We start from the raw sequence: 22,342 nt of genomic DNA, 5'->3' as shown, positions 1-22,342 counted from the left end.
TAATGACAGAAAATATCAGAAAAAATATAGATGATAAAAAAGTTCATTATCTGACAGGGCTTCCCAATGCAGGGGGATACATTGATGAGGTCTATGAAAAAATAACCACAGGCACCATCAAGGATTTTACTGCATTTCAATTTAACCTAAAGGGTTTTGGAAATATCAATCAAAAGTACGGCTTTGAGGTCGCCGACAATATAGTTGTCCGCTTTACAGAGAAGGTAAAAGAGTTTCTTGATGAGGATGAAGTGTTGGGACACCTTGGTGGAGACAGCTTTGTAGCCCTTATCCATAAGTGCAGAAAAGAGAAATTCTGCCGTCTTCTGAACGGAATAGATGTGACAGTTACAAAGGATGGGAGAGAGGACAAGGTCAGAATTACATCTACAATCGGACTCTGGGATATCGAGGAGGATTTTGAGGATCCCGGAGAAGCTATCGGAAGACCCTCTATAGCACTTCAGCATGCAAAACACATCCTTCATATTCCTGTAGTCAGTGTTACGGAAGAAATGTTAAAGCGGGTGGCTGTACAGAAATCAGTACTTCAACAATATCAGAAGGCACTTGAAAACAAGGAATTTCTGGTGTTCTATCAGCCCAAGGTAGACTCCCGAACCAACACACTTGTAGGCGCTGAGGGACTTGTGCGCTGGAAGCATGACGGGCAGATGATCTCACCCGGAATTTTCATACCGCCTCTTGAACAGAACGGTGAGATAGTACTTCTTGATTATTATGTGCTAAAAAGAGCCTGCGAAGACCTTAAGAGATGGATAGATGAGGGTATGGAGCCTGTTACAATCTCAGTCAATTTTTCACGAAAAAATCTTGTAGATTCCGATCTTGCAGAAAACATCGACAGGATAATCATCAATTCCGGAGTGGATAAAAAATATATCGAGGTTGAGGTTACAGAGACTGTGGATGAGCAGGAACACGGCGAATTGGCCAAATTCATAAGTAACCTTCATGACAGAGGAATCAACACCGCTATCGACGATTTTGGTGCAGGATATTCCTCCCTTGCAACCCTGCGAGAATTTAAGGTCCACACCTTAAAAATTGACAGATCCTTCATAAATACTCCCGAGTTTTCATGGAAGGATGAGATAATCTTAAGGGATATCATTCATATGGCTTCGGGACTGAACATGGAGGTAGTGACGGAGGGTGTTGAGAGGCAGGATCAGCTTGATTTTATTAACAAGGTCGGATGCTATGTCATCCAGGGATTCTACTTTGACAGACCACTTCCGGTTGAGGAATTTGAAGAAAGACTGAAAAATAAAATATATCCAAAAAAGAAGTAGGAAGGAAACAGATCCTTCCTACTTTATTGCATGTGCTAAAACTTTTTACCCGGTTTTGGCCATATCACTTGAAAAATCCTTATATCATTCTTCCGTTTCTGTTTCTGAGTCCTCTTCATCATCCACATTCAAAAGAATTGTTAACGCTTCAGCAAATGCGTCAAGCTTATCTTCGGCGCTGTATGTCATCTCGGTTTTTCCTTCTTTGCACTGATGTACAGCATCTGTGATACCCTCGGGATCAAACCATGGAACACTGTTAAAATCAAGTAATGAAGGCATCATGTTAAGGTCAGGCTCAGTTACTTTTTCATTGGAGACAAACTCTCCGTTTTCGAGTTTTCCAAGCTTGAGCATTCCTGAGAATGAACCGCCATATCCATAGGCATCCAAATAGCCTCCTACTATGCAGTCACCTCCGCCGGGCTTTGTACCTATGATCTTTGCCAGACCGTTTTGCTGTGCAAAGTAAGGAAGGGCATTGGCGCATGAATAGGAACTGGGACTGGTCATTATGAAAAAGTCATATTGATCGCCATACCCGTCATTGTCATCAGCGATACCATCCAGATTTGTATCTACGTGATAGCATTCTTCTCTGTAGCTGCCTGAGATAATATCCATATCTGTTATGGTCACCTCACCATCCTTTGATAAAAAGCCCAGGATAGATACAAGTGCGGCAGCATATCCACCGCCGTTCGAAGAAACATTCAAAACGACATTTTTGACCTCTTTGTGAGTCTTTATTTCTTCAAAGCAGCTATAGAAAAATGCAAAGCTACTGCTTGCAAAATCATCTTCTGTTATTGGTTCGAGATAGAATGAAGGATTTCTGTCCATATTATCAATGAAAGCGTCAAAATAAATAATTGCGGTGTCATCTACATAATCAAGGCGCTCCGATCCGTAATCTGCCGGCTTTTTCTTACCTAAATAAATACCCCAGGCAGAAAGAGGTGCAATCTCAGGAACCTTGAAACCTTTTTCGAAAAGGACACCAAGAACGGCATCTCCCAATGCATCGGTAGAATCATTATCCTCAGTTTCTTCTTCATCTTCAAACAGCTGACTTCCTGCTTCGGAATCTTTGATATCATCTATGATTTCTTCAGCTTTTGAAGTATCCTCAAGATTTACTTTACCAAATACGCTTCTTACCGGCAAAAATGCATCATGTCCTGAATCGAAGAGATAAAAAAATACAAGACATTCTGCAAAGGATACTGTGGAAATATCTGTGGAGCAAAGCGATGGCTTTATATTGAGCCTTGTGAAATACTCATCAAAAGTTGTGATGTTTTTTTCGTCCTTATGACCATAATACAGATCGAGCAGAAGACAGTTTGAGTAATAACTGTAGTTGGCATAATCTTGTGAAGGTTCTGACTTTTCACTAAAAGGACCCTTGAAAGCCATTCTCAGGAAAGGGGATTCATCTATCTCAGTGTCGGAATTCTCAACCAGATAGTTGTTTGCAATATAGAGATTACAATAATCCTTGCCGTTGTATGCAAGCCAATTGCGCATAGTGACCGCACCGAAGGTGTTCTGAAGTGCTAAAAACGGCATCAGGATATCATCTTCAAACAGAAATACAGGCATATGATAATCACTTAAGGAAACAGTCAGGGGAGTGGACTCTGTCTGAGACGAGGAATTTTTCACAGATGCGGAAACTACGTTTAATTCCTCAAAATCCAAAAGGGAACCTTCAATGATGCCAATCGAGCGGAACCTGGAAGTGTTTTCAAAATATATGGTATCCGCTTCCGGATCTATTACAGCTTCTGTTCCGTTCCTGTGAACTTTTAAAACACCATCTTCGAGAGTGGAATAGGCTGATCTTTCAAAAATAATATCAAGATAATTGGTTGCTTTTACAAAAGGTACATCCTCATAGCCCTTGACAGAGTAGGTTGGAAGCACAGAGTTGGAGCCAAGTTTTGGCGTGAGATAAACCCGGCTGTCATCCCATAACAGCTTAATGTCACCGTCTGAGAAATCTTCATTATCCGCCTGGCCCTTTTCAGAAGTGGTGGCGTCAGCAGAAGAACTGCCGGTATCTGTGGCAGCATCTTTGGCGGTATCTTTGACAGCATCTACGGCGGTATCTGTGGCAGCATCTGAGTCTCCCTCATCGGAGGCAGTGCCAATAGATGCGTCTTCATCAGATGCAATTGCGGTGGATCCTGTTTGGGAAGCATTACTATTTGCAGCTCCGCATGCCGACAGAGTCAAAGTTACTAAAAGAAGCAATGCTATTATTTTCTTTTTCATGATAAACCCCTCATTTACTTGAAAAAACGTGACTTCCTGAACGCAAAAAGGAAGATGCGCTCAATAATCTATAGAATCTAACTTTAGTATAGGTTGTAGCAGATAAGTGGTTCAAATTAAAAAAGCATAAATATGCTATGAAGTAATTGGTTACTGTTCAGACAGCTCTGCGCACTTGCTGCGCTGAGCGTGAGAATGTTCTACGTCTTGAATATAGGATTTGCCCCTTTGCCGAAGGCAACTGGAATGGGCAAATCCAGTTGCTGTGAGCACCGTAAGGTGTGAACAGTAACAGTAATTGGTAAGTTACTAAAACTTCCCACATACACTTCCCTGCGAGTTCCATTTCTTCTACGCTCGGCTTGTCATTAAAACAGGGATCGTTTGTATAAACATATGCCGCCCTGCAGAACTCACTCTATGCTTGGAACCATTCGTTTTTCCGGTGCGGCGATTGTATGTGAGCGTTTGTTTTCTAATACCGGTAATGCCACTTTAGGCATGCGTAGAAAACTGTTTGAAGCAGGACGCGTCTACAGTATATAAAGGCGTCCTGCAAGTTTTTTTCGGAGCATGCCCATAAAAAAGTGGCAGCCGGTATTTTAGAAAACAAAGCGAGCATAATGAGCAAGCACCGGAGAAACGATGGATTCCAAGGCATAGAGCTTAGACATGCTTGGGGCGGCATATATACAAAGCTCACCCTGGTTTAATAGCCTCGCCAGCAGAAGAAATGGGACTCGCAGGGGAGTTGGGTATGGGAAGTTTTAGTAAGTTAAAGCAACTAAAAAGGAACTCAGGCTTCGCGATGCCGAGTTCCTTTTGTATATTGAATTCCCTCTATTTTCGTTACTCTGCTGACTGATCTTATTGTTTTTCGACTGGCGAGTAATTAGTGTTCTATCGTGGGATTTATACGATTTTTTATTTTAATTACCTATTACCAAACGAAGGTAACTGCATTTGCTACGTCTTCTGTGATGGTATTGTCTTTTACAAGCTTTTTGAGCCATAATTCAAGGTCGTCTGCCCTGTGATCTGTCTCTATGAAGCGGATATTCTTTCCGTTGATATCTTTTGCAAGAAACAATTCATACATATACATAATGACTACCTCCGTGGATATCAAGTAATTATGTTTCATGCAATCGGCCGTTTTGTGCATGTGTTTTTCTGCGTTCACTATTATTATCGAGATGAATTTGGGAAAAGTTTAGAGGAAAATTAAATGTTTTAAACTTTCATTTATATCGGCACTTTTTGAAAAAAATTAATAAAAATTAACTTTCATTTTCTTAATAAAATCAGTAAGCATGGAAACTGATAAAAATACGCCAAAAAGTAGAGTTCAATACTATGTTGACAAATGGAAACTTGCAAGTTATTATTTCAAAGTAATTTAGTTAAAAGAAATTTAGTTAAAACGGAGGAAATAAAAATGACTTTTGATGAACTTAAGGGACTTGTAGCAGAGATTCTTGCAGTTGATGAGGATAAGATCACACCTGAGGCAAAACTTATTGATGATCTCGGCGCTGACTCACTCAGCGTTGTAGAGCTTCACATGGAGATCGAGGAGCGTCTTGGAATCAAAATTCCTGATGAAGAAGTTGCAAAGCTTGCAACAGTAGAGGATGTGCTTAAGGCTATCGAGGCAAACAAGTAATTCGCTGCTTGGGGTTAGCCGGATTTAGCACTGACAAGAGATTGAGGGCAAAGGAGACTTCAATATGGGAACATTTCTTGACTCATTATCATTTCCCGCAAGAGTAAGGAAGGATCTGGGTGAGGTTTTTCTGAAAAAAGATAAGGAACCGGTTTTCATACAATGCAAGGCCTGCAACAGGAGAGCCCTTAAACAGGACTGGCAAAAGAACTACTATGTTTGCCCTGTGTGCGGACACTACAGAGCAATTGGTGCATACTACAGACTCTCAATTATTCTGGATAAGGGAACCTTCAAGGAACTGAACGAAGGAATGGAGCCCAAGGATCCCATGGCTTTTCCGGAGTACAGAGATAAGCTAAAACTCCAGACTGAAAAGACAGGACTTCCGGAAGCGGCTGTTACTGCCACAGGAAAAATCGGTGGGCATAAAGTTGTGACCATAGTATTGGACAGCAGATTTTTTATGGGGAGTATGAGCAGCACTGTCGGAGAGAAGGTGACGAGGGCAATTGAGTATGCTACTGAAAAAAAGCTTCCGCTTATCATCTTCTCAGCCAGCGGCGGAGCCAGAATGCAGGAAGGAATTTACAGCCTTATGCAGATGGCAAAAACTGCTGCAGCCATAGAGGAATTCAACGCTGTGGGTGGACTTTACATAAGTTTTCTTACACATCCAACAACGGGAGGAGTAACTGCAAGCTTTGCATCTCTTGGAGATATTACTCTTGCTGAGCCGGGGGCCCTTATCGGATTTGCAGGACCCAGAGTTATTGAGCAGACTATTCATAAAAAGTTGCCCAAGGGATTTCAGAGGAGTGAATATCTGGAAGCTCACGGTTTTGTGGATAAAATCGTTCCAAGAAGTGAGATGAGGGATACACTCATTAAACTAATTGAGCTGCATATGTAAATCCTTAATTTGTTACAAAGGAGGAACCAATGCTTGAAAAGGTTTTAAAGTCGGTTGAAAAACTTGATAAAAAAATCAGCGCACTTGAGAAAAAGGCCGCAGGGGAGACAGAAGAGCTGGTAAATACAGCCATTGAATGTGATGAAGTTCTTGAGGGAATAGAAGAGGAGTACGAAGCCTGGGCTTATCACGGAACTGAGATAGACAGACTAAAGCAGCTCCGCGATTACCTGCTTCAGGACTGCGCAAAGCTTACCCCTGATGAAAAGGTCTTTCTCGCAAGACATCCGAAAAGACCGCATATTGATGATTTTATAGAGGGACTTTTTACTGATTTCTTCGAACAGAAAGGGGATCACCTTTTTGATGAAGATAAAAGTATATATGGTGGAATTGCCAGATTCCACGGAATTCCGGTGACAGTCCTTGGACATAGAAAAGGACACACTATGGAAGAAAGTATGGCATACAACTTCGGAATGCCATGTCCTGAGGGATATAGAAAAGCCCTGAGACTTATGAACCAAGCAGAAAAATTCAGAAGACCAATAATAACCTTCATCGACACTCCCGGAGCATATCCCGGACTGGAAGCTGAGGAGCATGGACAGGGTGAGGCTATAGCAACTAATCTTGCGAAGATGAGCCAGTTTCATGTGCCGATAATTGCAGTTGTCACAGGGGAGGGGAACTCCGGCGGAGCGCTTGCAATAGGCGTCGCCAACAGGATTTTAATGCTGGAAAATGCAGTATATTCCATCCTTAGTCCTGAGGGCTTTGCCAGCATTTTGTGGAAGGATGCAGACAGGCACAAGGAAGCCTGCGAGCTCATGAAGCTTACTGCGGATGACCTTCTTAAGGCAGGAGTAGCAGACGGAATCGTGAAGGAACCTATAGGCGGAGCACAGAGAGATTATAGTGAAGTTTTCAAAAATCTTGATGAAGCCCTCTATGCAAGCCTTAAGGAGCTTATGACACTCTCACCGTCAGGCTGCAAGAGCGAGAGGCAGATGAAGTACAGGAAGATCGGATGATCATATGAAAAATGTTGAGATAACAGGAACCGGAAGGGCGGTTCCATCCATGGTTGTCACTAATGACGACCTTGCGAAGATAGTTGATACCAGCGATGAGTGGATAAGCACCAGAACAGGTATAAAGCAAAGATTTTTTTGTGATAAAGACGAGTGTGCCAATTCTCTGGCTATTGAGGCAGCAGGGAAAGCACTTAAGGATTCAGGGCTGAGTCCCGAGGATATAGGAGTCTGCATATGTGCAACTGTCTCAGGGGATTTTGCTACACCCAGCATGGCCTGCATGGTGCAAAGACATCTGGGACTTCGGGAAAATATCCCGTCATTTGACATAAACGCTGCATGCAGCGGCTTTTTATACGGAATTGAGGTGGCAAGAGGCCTGCTGAACGGGACAGGTGAAAAGCATGCGTTGATTGTTGGCTGTGAGCAGCTATCGAAGCTCATGGATATGACAGACAGAAGCACCTGCGTACTCTTTGGAGACGGAGCAGGGGCAGCGGTGATTACCCTGTCTGATGAAAAAGTATATGCTTCAACACTTGGAACAAGAGGCGGTTATGAGATCATGGCTTACGGTGCAGGTCCAAAGCCAAGCAAACTGACCATGCAGGGGCAGGATGTTTTCAAATTTGCAACCTCCATTATACCCAGATGCATCGGTGAACTCAGTGAAAAGAGTGGTCTTGGACTTGATGACATGGATAAGGTCATATGTCATCAGGCAAATGAGAGAATAATAGATTTTGTCATAAGAAGACTGAAGGCAGATCCTGATAAATTCTACAAAAATATGGACCGCTATGGTAACACCAGCGCAGCTTCCGTTCCGATAGCGCTTGATGAGCTTGTAAAGGAAGGTGACGTTAAAAGAGGAGACCTTCTTATGATGGTCGGCTTCGGAGGTGGACTTACCTGGGCAGGGGCTGTAATCCGCTATGCCGGAAGAAGCACTGAATAATAAATAGTGTGGCACTTACAGAGGAGAACTATGAAAAAAATAAACGAAATACTGGGAACAAAATATCCTATCATTCAGGGCGGTATGGCGAATATTGCCACCGGATCCTTTGCTGCGGACTGCTCTAATGCAGGTGCACTTGGACTCATAGGCGTTGGCGGAATGACACCCGACATGCTCAGGGAAGAAATAAGGATCTGCAAGAGCAAGACCGACAAGCCTTTTGGCGTGAATATAATGCTGATGAATCCTGCAGCGGACGAATTTGCAGACATTGTTGTTGAGGCGGGCGTGAAGGTTGTTACAACCGGCGCTGGCAATCCTGCCAAATACATGGAAAAGTGGAAGGCAGCAGGCATAACCGTGATCCCTGTCGTAGCTGCTCCCATACTTGCAAAGGCTCTTGAAAAGAGCGGCGCTGACATGATAATTGCTGAAGGCTGCGAGAGCGGAGGCCATGTTGGAGAGATGACCACAATGACACTTGTTCCGCAGACTGTGGATACTGTAAGTGTTCCCGTAATAGCGGCAGGAGGAATCGCAGACAGCAGACAGGTCAAGGCAGCCTTTGCACTTGGAGCAAGCGGAATACAGGTTGGAACCTGCCTTCTTGCAAGCAAGGAATGCCCTATTCATGAGAACTATAAAAAAGCAGTTCTTAAAGCAAAAGGTACTGATGCCATAGTAACAGGCAGAATTGGCGGAACACCCGTAAGAGTTTTGAAGAACAAAATGACACGTGAATACATCAAGCAGGAAAAAGCCGGAGCAGATGTGATGGAGCTTGAAAAGTTCACACTTGGAAGCCTTAGAAGAGCTGTTTTTGAAGGTGATACTGATACCGGAAGCCTCATGGCGGGACAGACCTGCGGACAGCTAAAGGAAATAAAACCTGTTAAAGAGATTTTTGAGGAGCTAATGAGATGAAGACAGCATTTTTATATGCGGGACAGGGCAGCCAGCATAAGGGCATGGGTGAAGACCTATACCGTGATTTTGATGAATTTCGTGAAGTCTACGACAAGGCCGGTGTTTCGTTTGATTTAAAGAAGATGTGTTTTGAAGATCCTGATGGTGAGCTTAATCAGACAAAATATACTCAGCCATGTATGGTGGCTTTTGCAGCAGGTGTTACCGCTATTTTAGATAAGAATGGAATAAAGCCTGATTATCTTGCAGGACTGTCCCTCGGTGAGTATTCTGCTCTTCATGCTGCAGGAGTATGGGATGCAGAGACAGCAGTCAGACTTGCAGCTTTCAGAGGAGAAGCTATGACTAAGGCAGCAGAGGGCGTAGACGCGGGAATGACAGCAGTTATGGGACTTTCGGAAGAAGAACTTCAAAAGTGTGTAGACAAAGCTGAGCCTGAAGGAGTTGTTTCCATATGTAATGACAACTGTCCCGGACAGATTGTAATAGGCGGCGAGAAAAAGGCTGTGGATAAAGCAGCTGAACTTGCAAAAGAAAGCGGTGCAAAGAGATGCATGCCACTAAACGTAAGCGGACCTTTTCATACAAAATTCATGAGCCCCGCAGGAGATAAGCTAAGGGAGTACTTCAAGGATATCGAGTTTAGCGATGAGAAAATCCCTGTAGTTTTTAATGTAAAAGGTTCTGAGCGTGCAGCGGACGAAACCGTTCAGGAGCTTCTGGAAAAGCAGGTGCAGAGCGGAGTTAAGATGACACAGACTATAGAGTATCTACTCGATAATGGCGTTCGAAGCTTCGTTGAGATCGGCCCCGGAAAAGCCCTTACCGGATTTGTAAAAAGAACCGCCAAGGCTATGAATGTGGACGATATAGAATGCACCACTTTGGAAACTTCAGATGAGATAAAGAGCTTTTTGGCCGGTAACCACCTGGCAGAATAAGAGGAAGACAGATGGCAAGAACAGTTATTGTAACAGGAGGAAGCCGTGGCATAGGAAGAGCCATAGCCACAGGCTTTGCACAGAAGGGCTATAACGTAGTCGTAAGCTATGCGGGAAATGAAGCTGCTGCAGAAGAAACAAAGAAACTCTGCATGGAAAACGGGGCAGCAGAAGTCGTCCTTTATAAGGGAGACGTATCGGATGAGAATTCCTGCGAGGAACTGGTAAAGAACGTGACCGATAAATTCGGGCAGATAGACGTACTTGTAAATAATGCGGGAATTACTCGTGACGGGCTACTTGCAAGAATGAGCGCAGAGGATTTTGACAGCGTAATCGCAACAAACCTGCGCGGAGCATTCCTTATGAGTAAGCTCGTATCAAAGCCCATGATGAAGCAGCGCTACGGAAGAATCGTAAACATATCAAGTGTTGTAGGAGTTCACGGAAACGCAGGTCAGGCCAATTACAGCGCAAGCAAGGCCGGCATCATCGGAATGACCAAGAGCATTGCAAAGGAGCTTGCATCAAGGAATATCACAGTCAATGCAGTTGCTCCCGGAATGATAGCTACTGACATGACAGCAGTTCTCACAGATGCTCAAAAGGACAAAATAAAAGCTTCCATTCCCGCAAAGAGAATGGGAGAGCCTGAAGATGTGGCAGGCGCGGTACTGTTTTTAGCCGATGAAAACAGCGGATACATCACAGGGCAGGTGCTCGGCGTCGATGGAGGGCTGTGAAAAGTAATCACCTGACGAGGTCTTTTCGAGTCTGGTGTACTAATTTGTTCCGGCGAGCGAAGCGAGAGCGGAACTTCCCTGTTTTTTTAGCGAAGCGAGAGCGGAACTTCCTTGTATCCATACATATATATAGGAGAAAATTATGCGAAGAAGAGTAGTCGTAACAGGTCTTGGCACTATCAATCCCACCGGCAACAGCGTAGCAGAGAGCTGGGAGAATGTTAGAAACAGCAAGATCGGAATAGGAAAAATCACTTCCTTTGATACCACCGGTTACAAAGTAACAGTGGCAGCAGAGGTTAAAAATTTTGATCCTGCAGCAAAGCTTGATAAAAAAGAGCTCCGCCATATTGCAAGATTTACACAGCTTGCAATGTATGCTGCTGAAGAGGCGATCGAGGATGCGGGATTATGCAAAGAAGCAGATGGAAGCTTTAACTTCAATACACCTGTTTCCGGGATTCCTGCTGACAGATGCGGAGTCATCGTTTCAAGCGGAATAGGCGGTCTTGATGAGATAGAGAAAAATCATGGAAAAGCTGAAGAGAAAGGCTACAACTTTGTAAGCCCCTTCTTTGTACCCATGGCTATATCCAATATGGCAGCAGCAAGAATTGCAATAGCTCACGGCTTCAAGGGAATGTGTACCTGCCCCGTAACAGCATGTGCAGGCGGCAGTAATGCCATAGGTGATTCATTTTTCAGAATCAGAGATGGATACGAGGATGTCATGATCTGCGGCGGAACTGAGAGCAGTATTACGCCTCTCGGAATTGCAGGTTTCCAGAACATGAAGGCACTCTCTGACACAGCAGACCCGGAGAGGGCAAGTATCCCCTTCGATAAGGACAGAAATGGATTCGTCATGGGCGAAGGAAGTGGAATTCTGGTGCTTGAAGAGTACGAACATGCAGTTAAAAGAGGCGCCCACATCTACGCTGAGATTGTGGGATACGGAAGTAACTGCGATGCCTATCACATAACTTCCCCCGCTCCTGATGGAAAGGGCGGTGCAGCCTGCATGCAGCTTGCAATTAAGGATGCCGGAATATCTGAAAAGGACATTGATTACATCAACGCTCATGGCACATCAACAAGCCTTAATGACAAGTACGAAACTGCAGCAATTAAGGCTGTGTTTGGAGATCATTCTGCAGAGCTCTATGTATCCAGTACCAAGTCAATGACAGGTCATCTTCTTGGCGGCGCAGGCGGAGTTGAAGCTGTTTTCAGCGTGAAGGCTCTTCAGGATGGCTTTGTCCCTGCAACTGTTGGACTTAAGGAGACAGACCCCGATATGGACCTTAATTATGTTCCCGAAAAAGGAATTGAGGCAGACCTTAAGTATGTTCTTAGTAACAGCTTGGGATTTGGCGGGCATAACGCCTGCCTGATATTTAAGAAATTCGAAGCCTGATCTCACAAAAAGGCCATATCACAAAGTTATGTACATAAGGGCCATTTTGCGCATGAAATCAAAAAAATATGAGGGAAACTTTATGAATATAGAAATAAGAGAAGAAAAAAAGGCACTTTCCGCAGAAGAGATAGCACAGATAATTCCCCACCGCTATCCATTTGCACTTGTGGACAGAATAATCGATCACGAGCCCGGAGTATGGGCGGTTGGAAGAAAATGTGTGAGCATGGATGAACCCTTTTTCCAGGGGCATTTCCCGGGAAAGCCGATAATGCCCGGAGTCCTTATAATAGAGGCACTTGCTCAGACAGGAGCTGTGGCAGCCCTTGCACTTCCGGAGAACAGAGGTAAAATAGCACTTTTTGGAGGCATAAAAAATGCACGCTTCAAAAAGCCTGTCACACCCGGAGATGTTCTTGAGCTTCGCTGTGAGATGGTAAGATGCAAAGGACCTGTGGGAGTTGCCGAGGCAGAAGCGCTTGTAGACGGAGTGGTTGTAACAAAAGCAGAAATCACATTCTCTATAATTTGATATGTTATAATCAAAGAAAAAATTATAAGAGGATTTTTGTTTATGTTCAATTATGCTATAAGCCACATATATGATAAGCTGCGTCTTCATTTTTTTATGAAGGTTTATTCGCGTTTTGAAAACAGAGAGGCTACGCTAACTACCGTTGAGACCTTCAGCATGGAGGCAATAATGGCAATGGAGGAGCCTACTGTGGCTCAATTTGCTAAGATGCTTGATATTTCATCACCTAACGCTGCCCACAGGATTAAGTGCCTTGTACAGAAGGGCTATGTTGAGAAGGTGCAGTCCAAGGATGATGGCAGAGAATTTCATCTTAGACCAACCAGGAAATATCTCGATTTTTGTAAGATTAATCAGGATTATCTCGAAATCATCATGAAAAGATGCGAGAAAAGATTTTCGCCTGAGGACTATAAAAAGCTCAACGAAATGCTTGATATTATTAATAATGAGCTTATGCCGGAGCTCGATATAGAAGCTTTCAAGGACTCCTTCACCTGATAGGTGGTTTGGCCCTGGAAGCAAATGGACAGCTGCCGGATTCTGGTACATGAATGAAGAGAATGGGTAACTGTCCTGGCATCTGACCGGGGCGAGCCTTGAAAGAGGAGTATGAAAAAATGTTTATTAATGGGAAAGAACTGGCTCATGGAATCATCCAGGGCGGAATGGGAGTTGGAGTTTCACTGTCAAATCTTGCGGGAAGTGTCGCAAGAGAAGGATGCATGGGAGTTATCAGCTCAGTAAACATCGGATTTAATGAGCCGGATTTTCTTGAAAATCCCTTTGAAGCCAATATTCGTGCACTTAAGGAGCATATAAAAAAAGCGAAAGAAATATCAAAAGGAAACGGACTTATCGGCGTAAATATCATGGTTGCTGTAAGTCACTATGAGGAAACTGTGAAGGCAGCCATTGAAGCAGGTGCAGATGCCATCATATCAGGAGCGGGTCTTCCCCTTAATCTCGCAGAACTGGTAAAGGGCAGCAAAACTTTATTTGCGCCTATTGTTTCAAGCAAGAGAGCTGCGATGCTCCTTTGCAAAAATTTCGTAAGACGTGCCGGGATTCTTCCTGACTTTATGGTTATAGAAGGCCATAAGGCCGGAGGACACCTTGGCTTTTCTGCTGAAGATCTTGCAGGTGATACCTGTCAGCCTAACCTTCAGATTCTCTCTGAAGTAAAGGAAGCAATCAACCCCTTTGAAGATGAATTTAAAAAGAAAATATTTGTATTCCTTGGCGGGGGTATTTTTGATAAGAAAGATATCGATGAAGCAAGGGAGGCGGGAGCAGACGGTGTGCAGATAGGAACACGTTTCATTGCTACCAGAGAATGTGATGTGGACGAAGCCTTCAAGCAGGTGATAGTTAACGCTAAGGAAGAGGACATACGCATAATAAAAAGTCCTGTAGGCATGCCTGCCAGAGCGATTTATACGCCCCTTCTTCAGAACCTTGATAAGGGAAAAACTTATCTTGCCAAAAAATGTAACAGCTGCCTTACAGCATGTCCTAAAGGCGATAACATTCCTTATTGCATTAGTAGGGCGCTGATATCCGCAGCGCGCGGCAACACAGAGGAAGGACTGTTTTTCTGCGGTGAAAATGCTCCAAGAGTAAAGAGTATAGTTCCTGTAAGTGAACTGATAGCGGAGCTCATATAATTATATCCCCCAATCATTTTTGGTGATTAAATATAATGGAAAAAAATCACTAAAATTGGTATCATTTATATATATATTTTCAATGTGGGGGAAAGTGTATAATGAAAAATGTTACTGTTGATTTTACTAACGAGATAGTGCACATCAGAGCAAAGAAGTATCAGGACAGCATAAAAATGGAGGCTGTCAGGAAGGAGATTTTCGAACCGTTTTTTCCAAAGAAAAAGTTCATGACTGATTACAACTCTTACACCTGGGATTTTGATTCCGAGATTTTCATAGTTAATCAGGACAAGAGAACCTATATAACTGAGGACGGTGAAATGAGATACATGCCGGAACTTATCATTCCCATGCCGAACCTGTCCAGGAAGTATAAGGAATTCATGAATATAGTGATGTCGATATAAGAAATAATTAAACCCTGCTGCCAATCATTAAATGTGAGGCAGCAGGGTTTTTAGTTTACAAAAATAACTAAAAAGTATATCTTAAAATCAGGACTGCAAAGGAGAGCAAATATGATGGATAATATGATTCAGTTTTTAGAAGGCACAAATGATATAGCAGTTGTGCTGCGCCTTTTCATAGCAACTATCCTTGGTAGCCTTGTGGGCTGGGAGAGAATAGCAAGACATCACAATGCAGGCATTAAGACCTTTGCACTGGTGAGCCTTGGCTCTGCGGTTGCGGCTGCACTTAATGTGTACTTTGCCATGATGCCGGGGCTTAACGCTGATGTCAGCAGAATACCGGCGGGTGTAGTCAGCGGTATAGGTTTTCTTGGAGCAGGAACCATTCTTGTCACAGGAAGAAAACAGATAAGAGGTCTTTCGACAGCTGCTTCACTGTGGGTAACCGCCTGTATGGGAATGGCCATAGGCGGAGGATATCTGGTTGTGGGTGTTGCCGGCTTTCTTCTTATAGCTTTCACAAACCTTGTTCTCATGCACTTTAGTAAGAGAGTTGAGGCGCACAGCCAATTCATAAGCCTCTATGTGGAGATCAACAAGAATCATGGCGTCAATAAACTGAATAAATATCTAAATGAGCAGGGCTTTACTGTGATCACAATGAATAAGAGTAAGGAAAAGACCATTATGGATTCTGATACTGCTCTTATAATAGAACTGGAGCTTGACAAAAAGCGCTCACATATCGAGATAATACAGCTCCTGACAGGACTTGATTATATAAATTATGTAGAAGAAATTTAAACTACTCATTTTTAATACTTCACTTCATTAGAAAAATATTAAAAATATAAAATATTGTAAGGAGATTTGTTTTTGTGATTTATGATTCTGATTCGATAAGTCATTGTGCCATCTGAGATTACGATATATAGGTAATTATAAAGAAATTATAAACTTTATAAAATCGGTGAAGAGCCGCATGATTACTGTGTTGACTTTGAATATGTGCGGAAGTAGAATCGGAATTGTCACAAAAATACGTCTTCGAAATGACGTAAACCAAAAACATATCTTATGATGGAGGTAAAATTTATGAGTAGATTTTCTAAAGTTGGTGCTACTGCGCTCGCATTGGCACTGTCCCTTACTATGGTAGCGCCCATTACCGCTAATGCCGAGGTAAACTGGACTCGTGAGAAGGATGGTACTAAAGAAAAAGAAATAGGTTATGATTACGAGGCAGATAAACCTATTACTGAGCAGGTTGATGCATATAAGTATACATACACAAATGAGGATACAAAAGAGTCATTTGTAGTTGAGAAGGCTGATGAAGAGGATGAAGCCAGTTATAAAATTATAAATGCGTTAGAATCAGAGCTTAAAACATTTACAATTGCAACAAAGTCTTATAATGAGACAAAATCATTTTCTACAACTGTTGATGTTGCGAAATATGCTAACTTTAAATCAAATAAGAAGAACCTTAAGATAAAGGTTATTTCACAACGTGAATATACAGACCCGGATAACCCCAAAACAAACGATTATTTCTATTCTGACTATAGAACTTTTACCGATAAGGATGGAAATTATTATTACCGAGATGTCAACGGAAAGCTTGCAAAGGTTGAAAAAGATAAGGTAGATACGGATGCTCCTAAGGGTTATGATTATGGTAATTATACAGTAAGATTTTATGCCAAGAAGGCTGGAAAATATACTGTAACATATGATGCTGTAATGAAAGATGGCAAAACTGTTCAGAAGAGCTTCCAGGTAATAGCTAAGGAAGATGGCGCAGCTATTAAGAATATTACTTATGCAGGAAAGACTGTTGCACAGTCACTTGATTCTGACAAAGCAGCTGAGAATAAGCTTTGGGCTAAGAATTATGGTAATAATACAACTACACTTAAGTCCGGTAAGCTTAAGGTTACAATGAACAAGGATTTCAAGCTTAAGAAGATTGAAGTTGGTACACCTTCAATTGAGACAAAGACTGAAAAGGATTGGACCAGCACAAAATATACGGTCGCAAATTCATCATTAGATACAAATGAATATGGTGCTACCTGTACATGGAAGAAAGTAAATAATGGAAAAAAGATTAAGCTTTCAAAGGTAGATGATTCTGCGGTGGATATGGGCGGCTATAATGCTAAGACAACTACATTCTCTTCAAAGGCTACATCAACCACAACATATATCAGAGTAACATATTATGACAAGAAGAATAAGACAACTGAGCGTGCTACATATACAATCAATCTTGTTCAGAAATAATTATGGTATGCGTGGCAGTACACGACATTTCGCGTCTTTGCTTTATAGAATTGTAACTTAAAGCAAAATATGAATAAAAGCTAAATACCCCGGAGCGCTTGATAATCGCTTCGGGGTATTATTATGCATAGCCTTCATCTTTAGATGAAAAGCTTATTGTTTACCAATCTTCTTCATGATCAAGCCAAAAACATTTCTGACAAGCGGGCCTGCAAAAAACAGCTGCCAGAAGAGTGCGACAGGAAAATTGAAGGCAGTGGTCTGAAGCCATACAGCGATAAATTCAGAGCCTGCATTCTTAAAGAGAATTGTTGCCGCAAAGCTCATGATAGGGCACATAAGGCAAACTGACATGGATGAAATCGCAAGTATAAGCATTATTGGCGAATCTTTTCCGGGAGTAACAAATCTGAATGCGAGGATCTTTGAAAGCTTTCCAACAATCAGAAGCTCGACGATAACCGCAATCGGCCACATGATCAGTATCTCTGAAAAAGCAGCAAGAAAAACGAAGTTTTTAAGGCCGCCCACATTAAGTGAAATGTTGTAGCAGATCATGGCGTAGACCATGACAAATGCCATTAAGGCAGTAAAAAACACATCCTGTAACTTGTTCTGTGGTAACATATTGGGGTTCCTTCCTTTCTTAAACAGGGAAGACCTCAGTGTTGTTCGTTATCACCGTCAAGGATGTGCGTTTCCAATAAAATACCGTGAAATCTTCATTTTTATCAGCAAGAGTGGATTATAACAGAAAAAATGAAATTGTGTAAGCGTTTTTTAAAAAAATGTCAATCTTCATCATTTCCCATAAATTGAGATAACACGATAGCTCCGAACATCAGGATACATCCGGCACCTTCGCGAAGTGAGAGCTTTTGTCCTAAAACTACCCAGCCGGAGAGTGTTCCAAATACGCTCTCGAGACACATGGCTATTGAAGCAATGGCGGGATTTAAATTTTTCTGACCAAGGGACTGCAGGGTATAGGCTATGCCGCTGCTAAAAACACCTGCGTACAAAATGGCGGGAAGAGCGCTGCGGATAGACATTAGGTCAGGCTTTTCCAGAATAACCATAACTACTGTGGCGAGAATGGCTTCCACTATAAACTGCGCCAGAGTCAGCTTCACAGGATCAATTCGCTTGGAATATCTGGAAACTGCCAGAATCTGTATTGAAAAACCAAGGGCAGAGAGCACCATCATGGCGTCTCCCATCTCAAGATAAAAACTTCCTTTCATACATAGAAGATACAGTCCGACTACAGACAAAAAAATACATATCCAAAGTTTGTTGTCGAATTTGCGTCCAAAGAAAAATGCTATTATCGGCACAAATACCACATATAGAGCCGTCAGAAAACCTGCTTTTGCAACGGTGGTATACGCAATACCGTATTGCTGTGCAAAGCTTGCAAGAAATATGAAAAGACCGGACATTACTCCGCCTTTTATGAAAACTCTGATCTCATTGCGGCGTTTTTCTTTAAGTAAAGCCGAAGCACGCTCATCATCTGCATGCACTGCTTTCTTATATTCCGCCTTGTCTCTATACAGCACAAATGGAAGTAGAAACAGAATACCTATATAGGTTCGAAGTGCCAGATAGGTTCCTGCGCCGACATATTCAGCCCCAAGGCTTTGTGCCACAAATGTCGTACCCCAGAGGAAGGATGCTACAAGAAGCATCAGTGTATGTGATAGTGTGTAATATTTGTCATTATGGTTCATGCCAGTGTACCTTTTCTATTCTGATATTTTTTCCTTTGGTATTGTATCACAATATAGTATATTGAATATCTTATTTTTACTGTGGAAAATCTCGCAGAATGTACGGAAGCATCGGAAAACGCTTACAATTACTGTATGGATAAGGGGCTTTTGAAACGAAAATGCTGTTTTATTTCGCTTTTTGTTGAGGAGATATCGAAAAATATTGTAGAACATGGCTTTAGTCCCGGGCAGCAGAACTCGGTCGTGGTAAAGCTCATTCAATCAGGGGAGACCGTTACGGTAAGCATCAAGGATACCTGCAGGCATTTTGATCCTACCCTTTATTATGAGAAGGTAAATGAGAAATCAAGTATAGATAACGGATTTGGAATAAAAATGATAATGAAGCTTTCGAAAAATGTTATATATACAAATAATTTTAATCTTAACAACCTTTTAGTAGAAGTATAGAATATAATGCTGTAAGATATGCAAAAAAGAAGACACACTAAATAATGATAGCGGGGAGAAAAATGAGACTTATATTTGTTAGACATGGCGAACCAAATTACGAAAAGGATTGCCTCACAGAAAATGGCAAAAAGCAGGCAATAAGTACAGCATTAAGACTTAAGGATGAGGATATAAAAGCGATTTACGCTTCTCCAATGGGAAGAGCGAGGCAGACAGCTTCCTACACTGCAGAGAGTCACGAGCTTGATGTGAACATCCTTGAGTTTATGCATGAGATAGACTGGGGCGATGTAAAAAAAACAGAAGACGACAGCAAAACCTCCGGGGAGGTGACAGATCCTATTCCTTATGACGGACATCCATGGACTCTGGCTTACAGAGTTCTTACTGATACGCCGGACTACGTCGGGAAAAATAATTGGGATCAGCATCATTTTTTCAAAGATAATAAATGCATGGAATATTACAACATGATATCCGGGAAATTTGACGAGCTTCTTGAGAAGTACGGCCTTGTAAGAAAAGACGGCCTGTATCTTTGCAAAGAGAAAAATGATGATACCATCGCTCTGTTTGCCCATGGCGGTTCGGGAGCGATCATGTTTTCTCATGTGCTGAGCCTTCCGTTTCCATTTGTTCTCACCTCAATGCCATACGGCGTATGCTCGGTTTCTGTTATTGAATTTGATGGAAAAGTGGGAGAGATGGTTATCCCCAGACTTGAACTTTTTAATGATATGAACCACATCGAATCTTTCAAGGCAGAAAAACTGCATTTTGAAAAATAACTTTTTTAAAGCAAAACTTTGTAAAACAAAAAACAGACCTTAGCGGTTATTGGATTAGTAAACCGCATGGTCTGTTTTTCATTAAAATTGCTTTTTCTCATAAATCAAGCAGCTTAAGCATTATGCTCAAGAAGATATTCATTAAGTGCATCTGTGATCTCTTCACCATCAATGCCGTGAACTGCACATGCTTCAGCAAGAGATTCCATCTGAGAAGCAGGGCAGTGAATACAACCCATACCGCACTCCATAAGGAACTGTGCTGCAAGAGGGTGTTTTGTTATAAGCTCGCCTACGAGCATATCTGCAGTAACTAATTGTTCGCTCATTATTTATTCCTCCTATATAAAAATGCTGGCGTATATTTGCCTTTTTTCGGCCGCAAAATATTAAACCGCTTCGAAAAAATATATTGCATACAAGCAATTAGAATAATAGCAAGAAATAGCGCATTTGACAAGAGTCATAATGACTTTCTAAAAATACTATTTTTTCTAAACGAAATTTTAATAATTGTCTAATATAATAAAGTAAATATTCTGGTTGTGATTTTTTAGAAGCTTATCCTTGGGATTTGTATAAGTGGATGAATAAACAATATATCCGAAAAATTATAATAAGTGTGATCATTTTTCTGGCTGGACTATTCACAATCCAGCTTATTCATCGTGTTTATATAGGCTTTGAGAGGAAAAATAATCATGAAGAAGTACAGCAGCTCATTTCTGTAGATCTGTCATACAGTTGGGACAAGATGGATGATGAGCTGTCAGCTATTCTCGGAATGATTGATAAAGGTAATCTTGATAATGCTGATCTTGGGAGGCTCTATGAGCGCGCAAGTCTTATTTATATGCAAAATGGCGAGATTATGAGCTATTACAGATATCTGGGCTATGCGCTATATTTCCTTGAAAGAAGCAATGACAAAGACTATGCGATAAACGTGTACCTGGATCTTGCCAATTTTTTCCTGAACAATTACACAGCGGATTCAGCTAAAAGCATGATTGAGAAAGCAGAGGACATAAGGGATTTTGATGACATCGAGAATATACAGGTTAAAAGCTATGCTTATCGCATGAAAGGAATCATGTCAATTTATGATGGAGATTATGCCGGGGCGGAGGAGTATCTGAATAAGGCACAGGAGATGGTCGATATGGCAGATGATGCTGCATATGAAACAGCTTACGAAGCGATTGACGATGTGTGGCTTGCCAGAGCTTACCTGTATGAGGGCAGATATGACCAATGCAGATCCTTGCTTGATAAGTGGGACGGACATGATATGTTCACCACCGACATATTTAGGGAAATTTTTTTGCGTGACATGATAATCCCATATTACCATGTAAGAACATTGCTTAAGGCTGCTGAGATATTTGAAGATTCGGACAATATAAGTGAGGATGAGCTTAAGAAAAAGGAGCAGGAAGTAGCAGGTGTCATCAAAGAATACATGGATCTGTGCGAGGCAAACGGTTACGAAAAGGCTGAGCTCAATACTATTTTAGAGCTACAGAAAAAGTATCCGCCTACAGATGAAAGCATCAGGGAAGAACTTTACAGGATTGTGAACGGGCTGTATGCCAAATTGTTTGAAAATCAGAATGTGACATACTCAAATGTTATCGACGACACCGTGAGCGATTCAAAGCGGGAAATGGACAGAAATGAGCGCACAAAATGGCAAATGATAGTAAGAACAAGAGCCATATTTTTATCTTTCATATTTGTTGTTATTGTCATAGTGATTCTGGTTGTTATGGTGCTAAGAAGCAGATATGATGGGTTGACGGGAATTCTGAACAGAAAAAGCTTCAACAATTATCTTCATAGGGCACAGAGGAAAAAGCAGCTATATGGAATAATAATGATCGATGTAGATGATTTCAAGCTGATAAATGACAGCTATGGGCATAAGAACGGAGATTTGGTCCTTTGGAGACTGGGACAACTTCTTCAAAAGGAAGAAACTACTGATGTACATGCTTTCCGTTATGGCGGCGAGGAGTTTGTAATGCTTCTTGATAAAAAAGCAGTGCCCTATTCGCATGCAATCGCCGAGCGTCTCCGAAAATATATGGAGATGCAGAGCTGGCCCTTTGGTGATGATCAGGTTATAACTCTCAGTATAGGCATTGCTTCAGGAACAGGAGAGGGCGATATTCTGGAAAAAGCTGACAGCAATCTTTACCGTTCCAAGAATAACGGGAAAAATCAGATCACGGATACACAGGATACGGGATAAGCC

Annotated in this window: 23 protein-coding genes; 18 read left to right on the top strand and 5 right to left on the bottom strand. The window is 42.0% G+C overall.

The window, feature by feature from the left end:
- Window positions 1-2 precede the first annotated feature (2 nt).
- A complete protein-coding gene (locus ACHCNF_RS05895; RefSeq protein ID WP_408071855.1) occupies window positions 3-1,316 on the top strand; it encodes a putative bifunctional diguanylate cyclase/phosphodiesterase in 1,314 nt (437 codons plus the stop codon).
- A gap of 84 nt (window positions 1,317-1,400) precedes the next feature.
- On the opposite strand, the gene ACHCNF_RS05890 is transcribed toward ACHCNF_RS05895, so the two are convergent.
- Both ACHCNF_RS05890 and ACHCNF_RS05885 read right to left on the bottom strand, forming a co-directional pair.
- Window positions 1,401-3,596, bottom strand: coding sequence for a S41 family peptidase (locus ACHCNF_RS05890; RefSeq protein WP_408071854.1), 2,196 nt, complete (start codon window positions 3,594-3,596; stop codon window positions 1,401-1,403).
- A 940-nt stretch (window positions 3,597-4,536) separates the two neighbouring features.
- Window positions 4,537-4,701 carry a hypothetical protein gene (locus ACHCNF_RS05885; RefSeq protein ID WP_408071853.1) on the bottom strand — a complete coding sequence of 55 codons (165 nt, stop codon included), beginning with the start codon at window positions 4,699-4,701 and terminating at the stop codon, window positions 4,537-4,539.
- Between the two features lie 333 nt (window positions 4,702-5,034).
- Between ACHCNF_RS05885 and acpP the strand changes: the two genes are divergently transcribed.
- The 14 genes from acpP to ACHCNF_RS05815 all read left to right on the top strand — a co-directional run bounded on the left by acpP (window position 5,035) and on the right by ACHCNF_RS05815 (window position 17,108).
- The gene (gene acpP, locus ACHCNF_RS05880) at window positions 5,035-5,262 is read left to right on the top strand and encodes an acyl carrier protein (protein WP_408071852.1); all 228 of its coding nucleotides are present in this window, start codon (window positions 5,035-5,037) and stop codon (window positions 5,260-5,262) included.
- Between the two features lie 64 nt (window positions 5,263-5,326).
- Entirely contained in the window at window positions 5,327-6,175 is an 849-nt protein-coding gene (accD, locus tag ACHCNF_RS05875; protein ID WP_408071851.1) for an acetyl-CoA carboxylase, carboxyltransferase subunit beta, read from the top strand.
- Between the two features lie 29 nt (window positions 6,176-6,204).
- Window positions 6,205-7,209, top strand: a complete 1,005-nt coding sequence (locus ACHCNF_RS05870) for an acetyl-CoA carboxylase carboxyltransferase subunit alpha (RefSeq protein WP_408071850.1) — start codon at window positions 6,205-6,207, stop codon at window positions 7,207-7,209.
- Between the two features lie 4 nt (window positions 7,210-7,213).
- Window positions 7,214-8,170, top strand: a complete 957-nt coding sequence (locus ACHCNF_RS05865; RefSeq protein ID WP_408071849.1) for a beta-ketoacyl-ACP synthase III — start codon at window positions 7,214-7,216, stop codon at window positions 8,168-8,170.
- A 30-nt stretch (window positions 8,171-8,200) separates the two neighbouring features.
- Complete coding sequence (locus ACHCNF_RS05860) at window positions 8,201-9,097, top strand: DUF561 domain-containing protein (protein ID WP_408071848.1); 897 nt, start codon at window positions 8,201-8,203, stop codon at window positions 9,095-9,097.
- Window positions 9,094-10,041, top strand: a complete 948-nt coding sequence (fabD, locus tag ACHCNF_RS05855) for an ACP S-malonyltransferase (protein ID WP_408071847.1) — start codon at window positions 9,094-9,096, stop codon at window positions 10,039-10,041. Before ACHCNF_RS05860 ends, fabD begins: the two co-directional genes overlap by 4 nt.
- Window positions 10,042-10,052: 11 nt before the next feature.
- A complete protein-coding gene (fabG, locus tag ACHCNF_RS05850) occupies window positions 10,053-10,784 on the top strand; it encodes a 3-oxoacyl-[acyl-carrier-protein] reductase (RefSeq protein ID WP_408071846.1) in 732 nt (243 codons plus the stop codon).
- Window positions 10,785-10,926: 142 nt separating this feature from the next.
- Complete coding sequence (fabF, locus tag ACHCNF_RS05845; RefSeq protein ID WP_408071845.1) at window positions 10,927-12,201, top strand: beta-ketoacyl-ACP synthase II; 1,275 nt, start codon at window positions 10,927-10,929, stop codon at window positions 12,199-12,201.
- 82 nt (window positions 12,202-12,283) lie between these two features.
- Window positions 12,284-12,736, top strand: coding sequence for a 3-hydroxyacyl-ACP dehydratase FabZ (gene fabZ, locus ACHCNF_RS05840; RefSeq protein ID WP_408071844.1), 453 nt, complete (start codon window positions 12,284-12,286; stop codon window positions 12,734-12,736).
- Between the two features lie 42 nt (window positions 12,737-12,778).
- The gene (locus ACHCNF_RS05835) at window positions 12,779-13,240 is read left to right on the top strand and encodes a MarR family winged helix-turn-helix transcriptional regulator (protein WP_408071843.1); all 462 of its coding nucleotides are present in this window, start codon (window positions 12,779-12,781) and stop codon (window positions 13,238-13,240) included.
- 119 nt (window positions 13,241-13,359) lie between these two features.
- Window positions 13,360-14,406 (top strand): NAD(P)H-dependent flavin oxidoreductase, encoded by a 1,047-nt coding sequence (locus ACHCNF_RS05830; protein WP_408071842.1) that lies wholly within the window; start codon window positions 13,360-13,362, stop codon window positions 14,404-14,406.
- Between the two features lie 101 nt (window positions 14,407-14,507).
- Window positions 14,508-14,816, top strand: coding sequence for a hypothetical protein (locus ACHCNF_RS05825; RefSeq protein ID WP_408071841.1), 309 nt, complete (start codon window positions 14,508-14,510; stop codon window positions 14,814-14,816).
- A gap of 111 nt (window positions 14,817-14,927) precedes the next feature.
- Window positions 14,928-15,623, top strand: coding sequence for an MgtC/SapB family protein (locus ACHCNF_RS05820; protein ID WP_408071840.1), 696 nt, complete (start codon window positions 14,928-14,930; stop codon window positions 15,621-15,623).
- A gap of 291 nt (window positions 15,624-15,914) precedes the next feature.
- Window positions 15,915-17,108, top strand: coding sequence for a hypothetical protein (locus tag ACHCNF_RS05815; RefSeq protein WP_408071839.1), 1,194 nt, complete (start codon window positions 15,915-15,917; stop codon window positions 17,106-17,108).
- A gap of 153 nt (window positions 17,109-17,261) precedes the next feature.
- On the opposite strand, the gene ACHCNF_RS05810 is transcribed toward ACHCNF_RS05815, so the two are convergent.
- A complete protein-coding gene (locus ACHCNF_RS05810; protein WP_408071838.1) occupies window positions 17,262-17,735 on the bottom strand; it encodes a DUF2798 domain-containing protein in 474 nt (157 codons plus the stop codon).
- Between the two features lie 164 nt (window positions 17,736-17,899).
- Entirely contained in the window at window positions 17,900-18,841 is a 942-nt protein-coding gene (locus tag ACHCNF_RS05805) for a DMT family transporter (protein WP_408071837.1), read from the bottom strand.
- A gap of 150 nt (window positions 18,842-18,991) precedes the next feature.
- Between ACHCNF_RS05805 and ACHCNF_RS05800 the strand changes: the two genes are divergently transcribed.
- Both ACHCNF_RS05800 and ACHCNF_RS05795 read left to right on the top strand, forming a co-directional pair.
- The gene (locus ACHCNF_RS05800) at window positions 18,992-19,294 is read left to right on the top strand and encodes an ATP-binding protein (protein ID WP_408071836.1); all 303 of its coding nucleotides are present in this window, start codon (window positions 18,992-18,994) and stop codon (window positions 19,292-19,294) included.
- A 62-nt stretch (window positions 19,295-19,356) separates the two neighbouring features.
- Window positions 19,357-20,085, top strand: coding sequence for a histidine phosphatase family protein (locus tag ACHCNF_RS05795; RefSeq protein WP_408071835.1), 729 nt, complete (start codon window positions 19,357-19,359; stop codon window positions 20,083-20,085).
- A gap of 113 nt (window positions 20,086-20,198) precedes the next feature.
- Here ACHCNF_RS05795 and ACHCNF_RS05790 read toward each other — a convergent pair whose 3' ends face one another.
- On the bottom strand, window positions 20,199-20,414 hold the full coding sequence (locus ACHCNF_RS05790; protein ID WP_408071834.1) for a DUF1858 domain-containing protein: 216 nt from the start codon (window positions 20,412-20,414) through the stop codon (window positions 20,199-20,201).
- Window positions 20,415-20,671: 257 nt separating this feature from the next.
- On the opposite strand from ACHCNF_RS05790, the gene ACHCNF_RS05785 reads away from it, so the two are divergent.
- Window positions 20,672-22,339: a GGDEF domain-containing protein gene (locus ACHCNF_RS05785; RefSeq protein ID WP_408071833.1), complete on the top strand. Its 1,668-nt coding sequence runs from the start codon at window positions 20,672-20,674 to the stop codon at window positions 22,337-22,339.
- Window positions 22,340-22,342 lie beyond the last annotated feature (3 nt).

Source organism: Butyrivibrio sp. NATIVEDY162, from assembly GCF_045999815.1.
GTDB lineage: Bacteria > Bacillota > Clostridia > Lachnospirales > Lachnospiraceae > Butyrivibrio.
The sequence above is the reverse complement of the archived record's forward strand: the minus strand, read 5'-3'. Positions and strand labels throughout refer to the sequence as shown.

Bases quoted from the DNA above. Each gene is read 5' to 3' on its own strand.
- ACHCNF_RS05895 (WP_408071855.1), top strand. From the start codon at position 3: ATGACAGAAAATATCAGAAAAAATATAGATGATAAAAAAGTTCATTAT.
- ACHCNF_RS05890 (WP_408071854.1), bottom strand. From the start codon at position 3,596: ATGAAAAAGAAAATAATAGCATTGCTTCTTTTAGTAACTTTGACTCTG.
- ACHCNF_RS05885 (WP_408071853.1), bottom strand. From the start codon at position 4,701: ATGTATATGTATGAATTGTTTCTTGCAAAAGATATCAACGGAAAGAAT.
- acpP (WP_408071852.1), top strand. From the start codon at position 5,035: ATGACTTTTGATGAACTTAAGGGACTTGTAGCAGAGATTCTTGCAGTT.
- accD (WP_408071851.1), top strand. From the start codon at position 5,327: ATGGGAACATTTCTTGACTCATTATCATTTCCCGCAAGAGTAAGGAAG.
- ACHCNF_RS05870 (WP_408071850.1), top strand. From the start codon at position 6,205: ATGCTTGAAAAGGTTTTAAAGTCGGTTGAAAAACTTGATAAAAAAATC.
- ACHCNF_RS05865 (WP_408071849.1), top strand. From the start codon at position 7,214: ATGAAAAATGTTGAGATAACAGGAACCGGAAGGGCGGTTCCATCCATG.
- ACHCNF_RS05860 (WP_408071848.1), top strand. From the start codon at position 8,201: ATGAAAAAAATAAACGAAATACTGGGAACAAAATATCCTATCATTCAG.
- fabD (WP_408071847.1), top strand. From the start codon at position 9,094: ATGAAGACAGCATTTTTATATGCGGGACAGGGCAGCCAGCATAAGGGC.
- fabG (WP_408071846.1), top strand. From the start codon at position 10,053: ATGGCAAGAACAGTTATTGTAACAGGAGGAAGCCGTGGCATAGGAAGA.
- fabF (WP_408071845.1), top strand. From the start codon at position 10,927: ATGCGAAGAAGAGTAGTCGTAACAGGTCTTGGCACTATCAATCCCACC.
- fabZ (WP_408071844.1), top strand. From the start codon at position 12,284: ATGAATATAGAAATAAGAGAAGAAAAAAAGGCACTTTCCGCAGAAGAG.
- ACHCNF_RS05835 (WP_408071843.1), top strand. From the start codon at position 12,779: ATGTTCAATTATGCTATAAGCCACATATATGATAAGCTGCGTCTTCAT.
- ACHCNF_RS05830 (WP_408071842.1), top strand. From the start codon at position 13,360: ATGTTTATTAATGGGAAAGAACTGGCTCATGGAATCATCCAGGGCGGA.
- ACHCNF_RS05825 (WP_408071841.1), top strand. From the start codon at position 14,508: ATGAAAAATGTTACTGTTGATTTTACTAACGAGATAGTGCACATCAGA.
- ACHCNF_RS05820 (WP_408071840.1), top strand. From the start codon at position 14,928: ATGATGGATAATATGATTCAGTTTTTAGAAGGCACAAATGATATAGCA.
- ACHCNF_RS05815 (WP_408071839.1), top strand. From the start codon at position 15,915: ATGAGTAGATTTTCTAAAGTTGGTGCTACTGCGCTCGCATTGGCACTG.
- ACHCNF_RS05810 (WP_408071838.1), bottom strand. From the start codon at position 17,735: ATGTTACCACAGAACAAGTTACAGGATGTGTTTTTTACTGCCTTAATG.
- ACHCNF_RS05805 (WP_408071837.1), bottom strand. From the start codon at position 18,841: ATGAACCATAATGACAAATATTACACACTATCACATACACTGATGCTT.
- ACHCNF_RS05795 (WP_408071835.1), top strand. From the start codon at position 19,357: ATGAGACTTATATTTGTTAGACATGGCGAACCAAATTACGAAAAGGAT.
- ACHCNF_RS05790 (WP_408071834.1), bottom strand. From the start codon at position 20,414: ATGAGCGAACAATTAGTTACTGCAGATATGCTCGTAGGCGAGCTTATA.
- ACHCNF_RS05785 (WP_408071833.1), top strand. From the start codon at position 20,672: ATGAATAAACAATATATCCGAAAAATTATAATAAGTGTGATCATTTTT.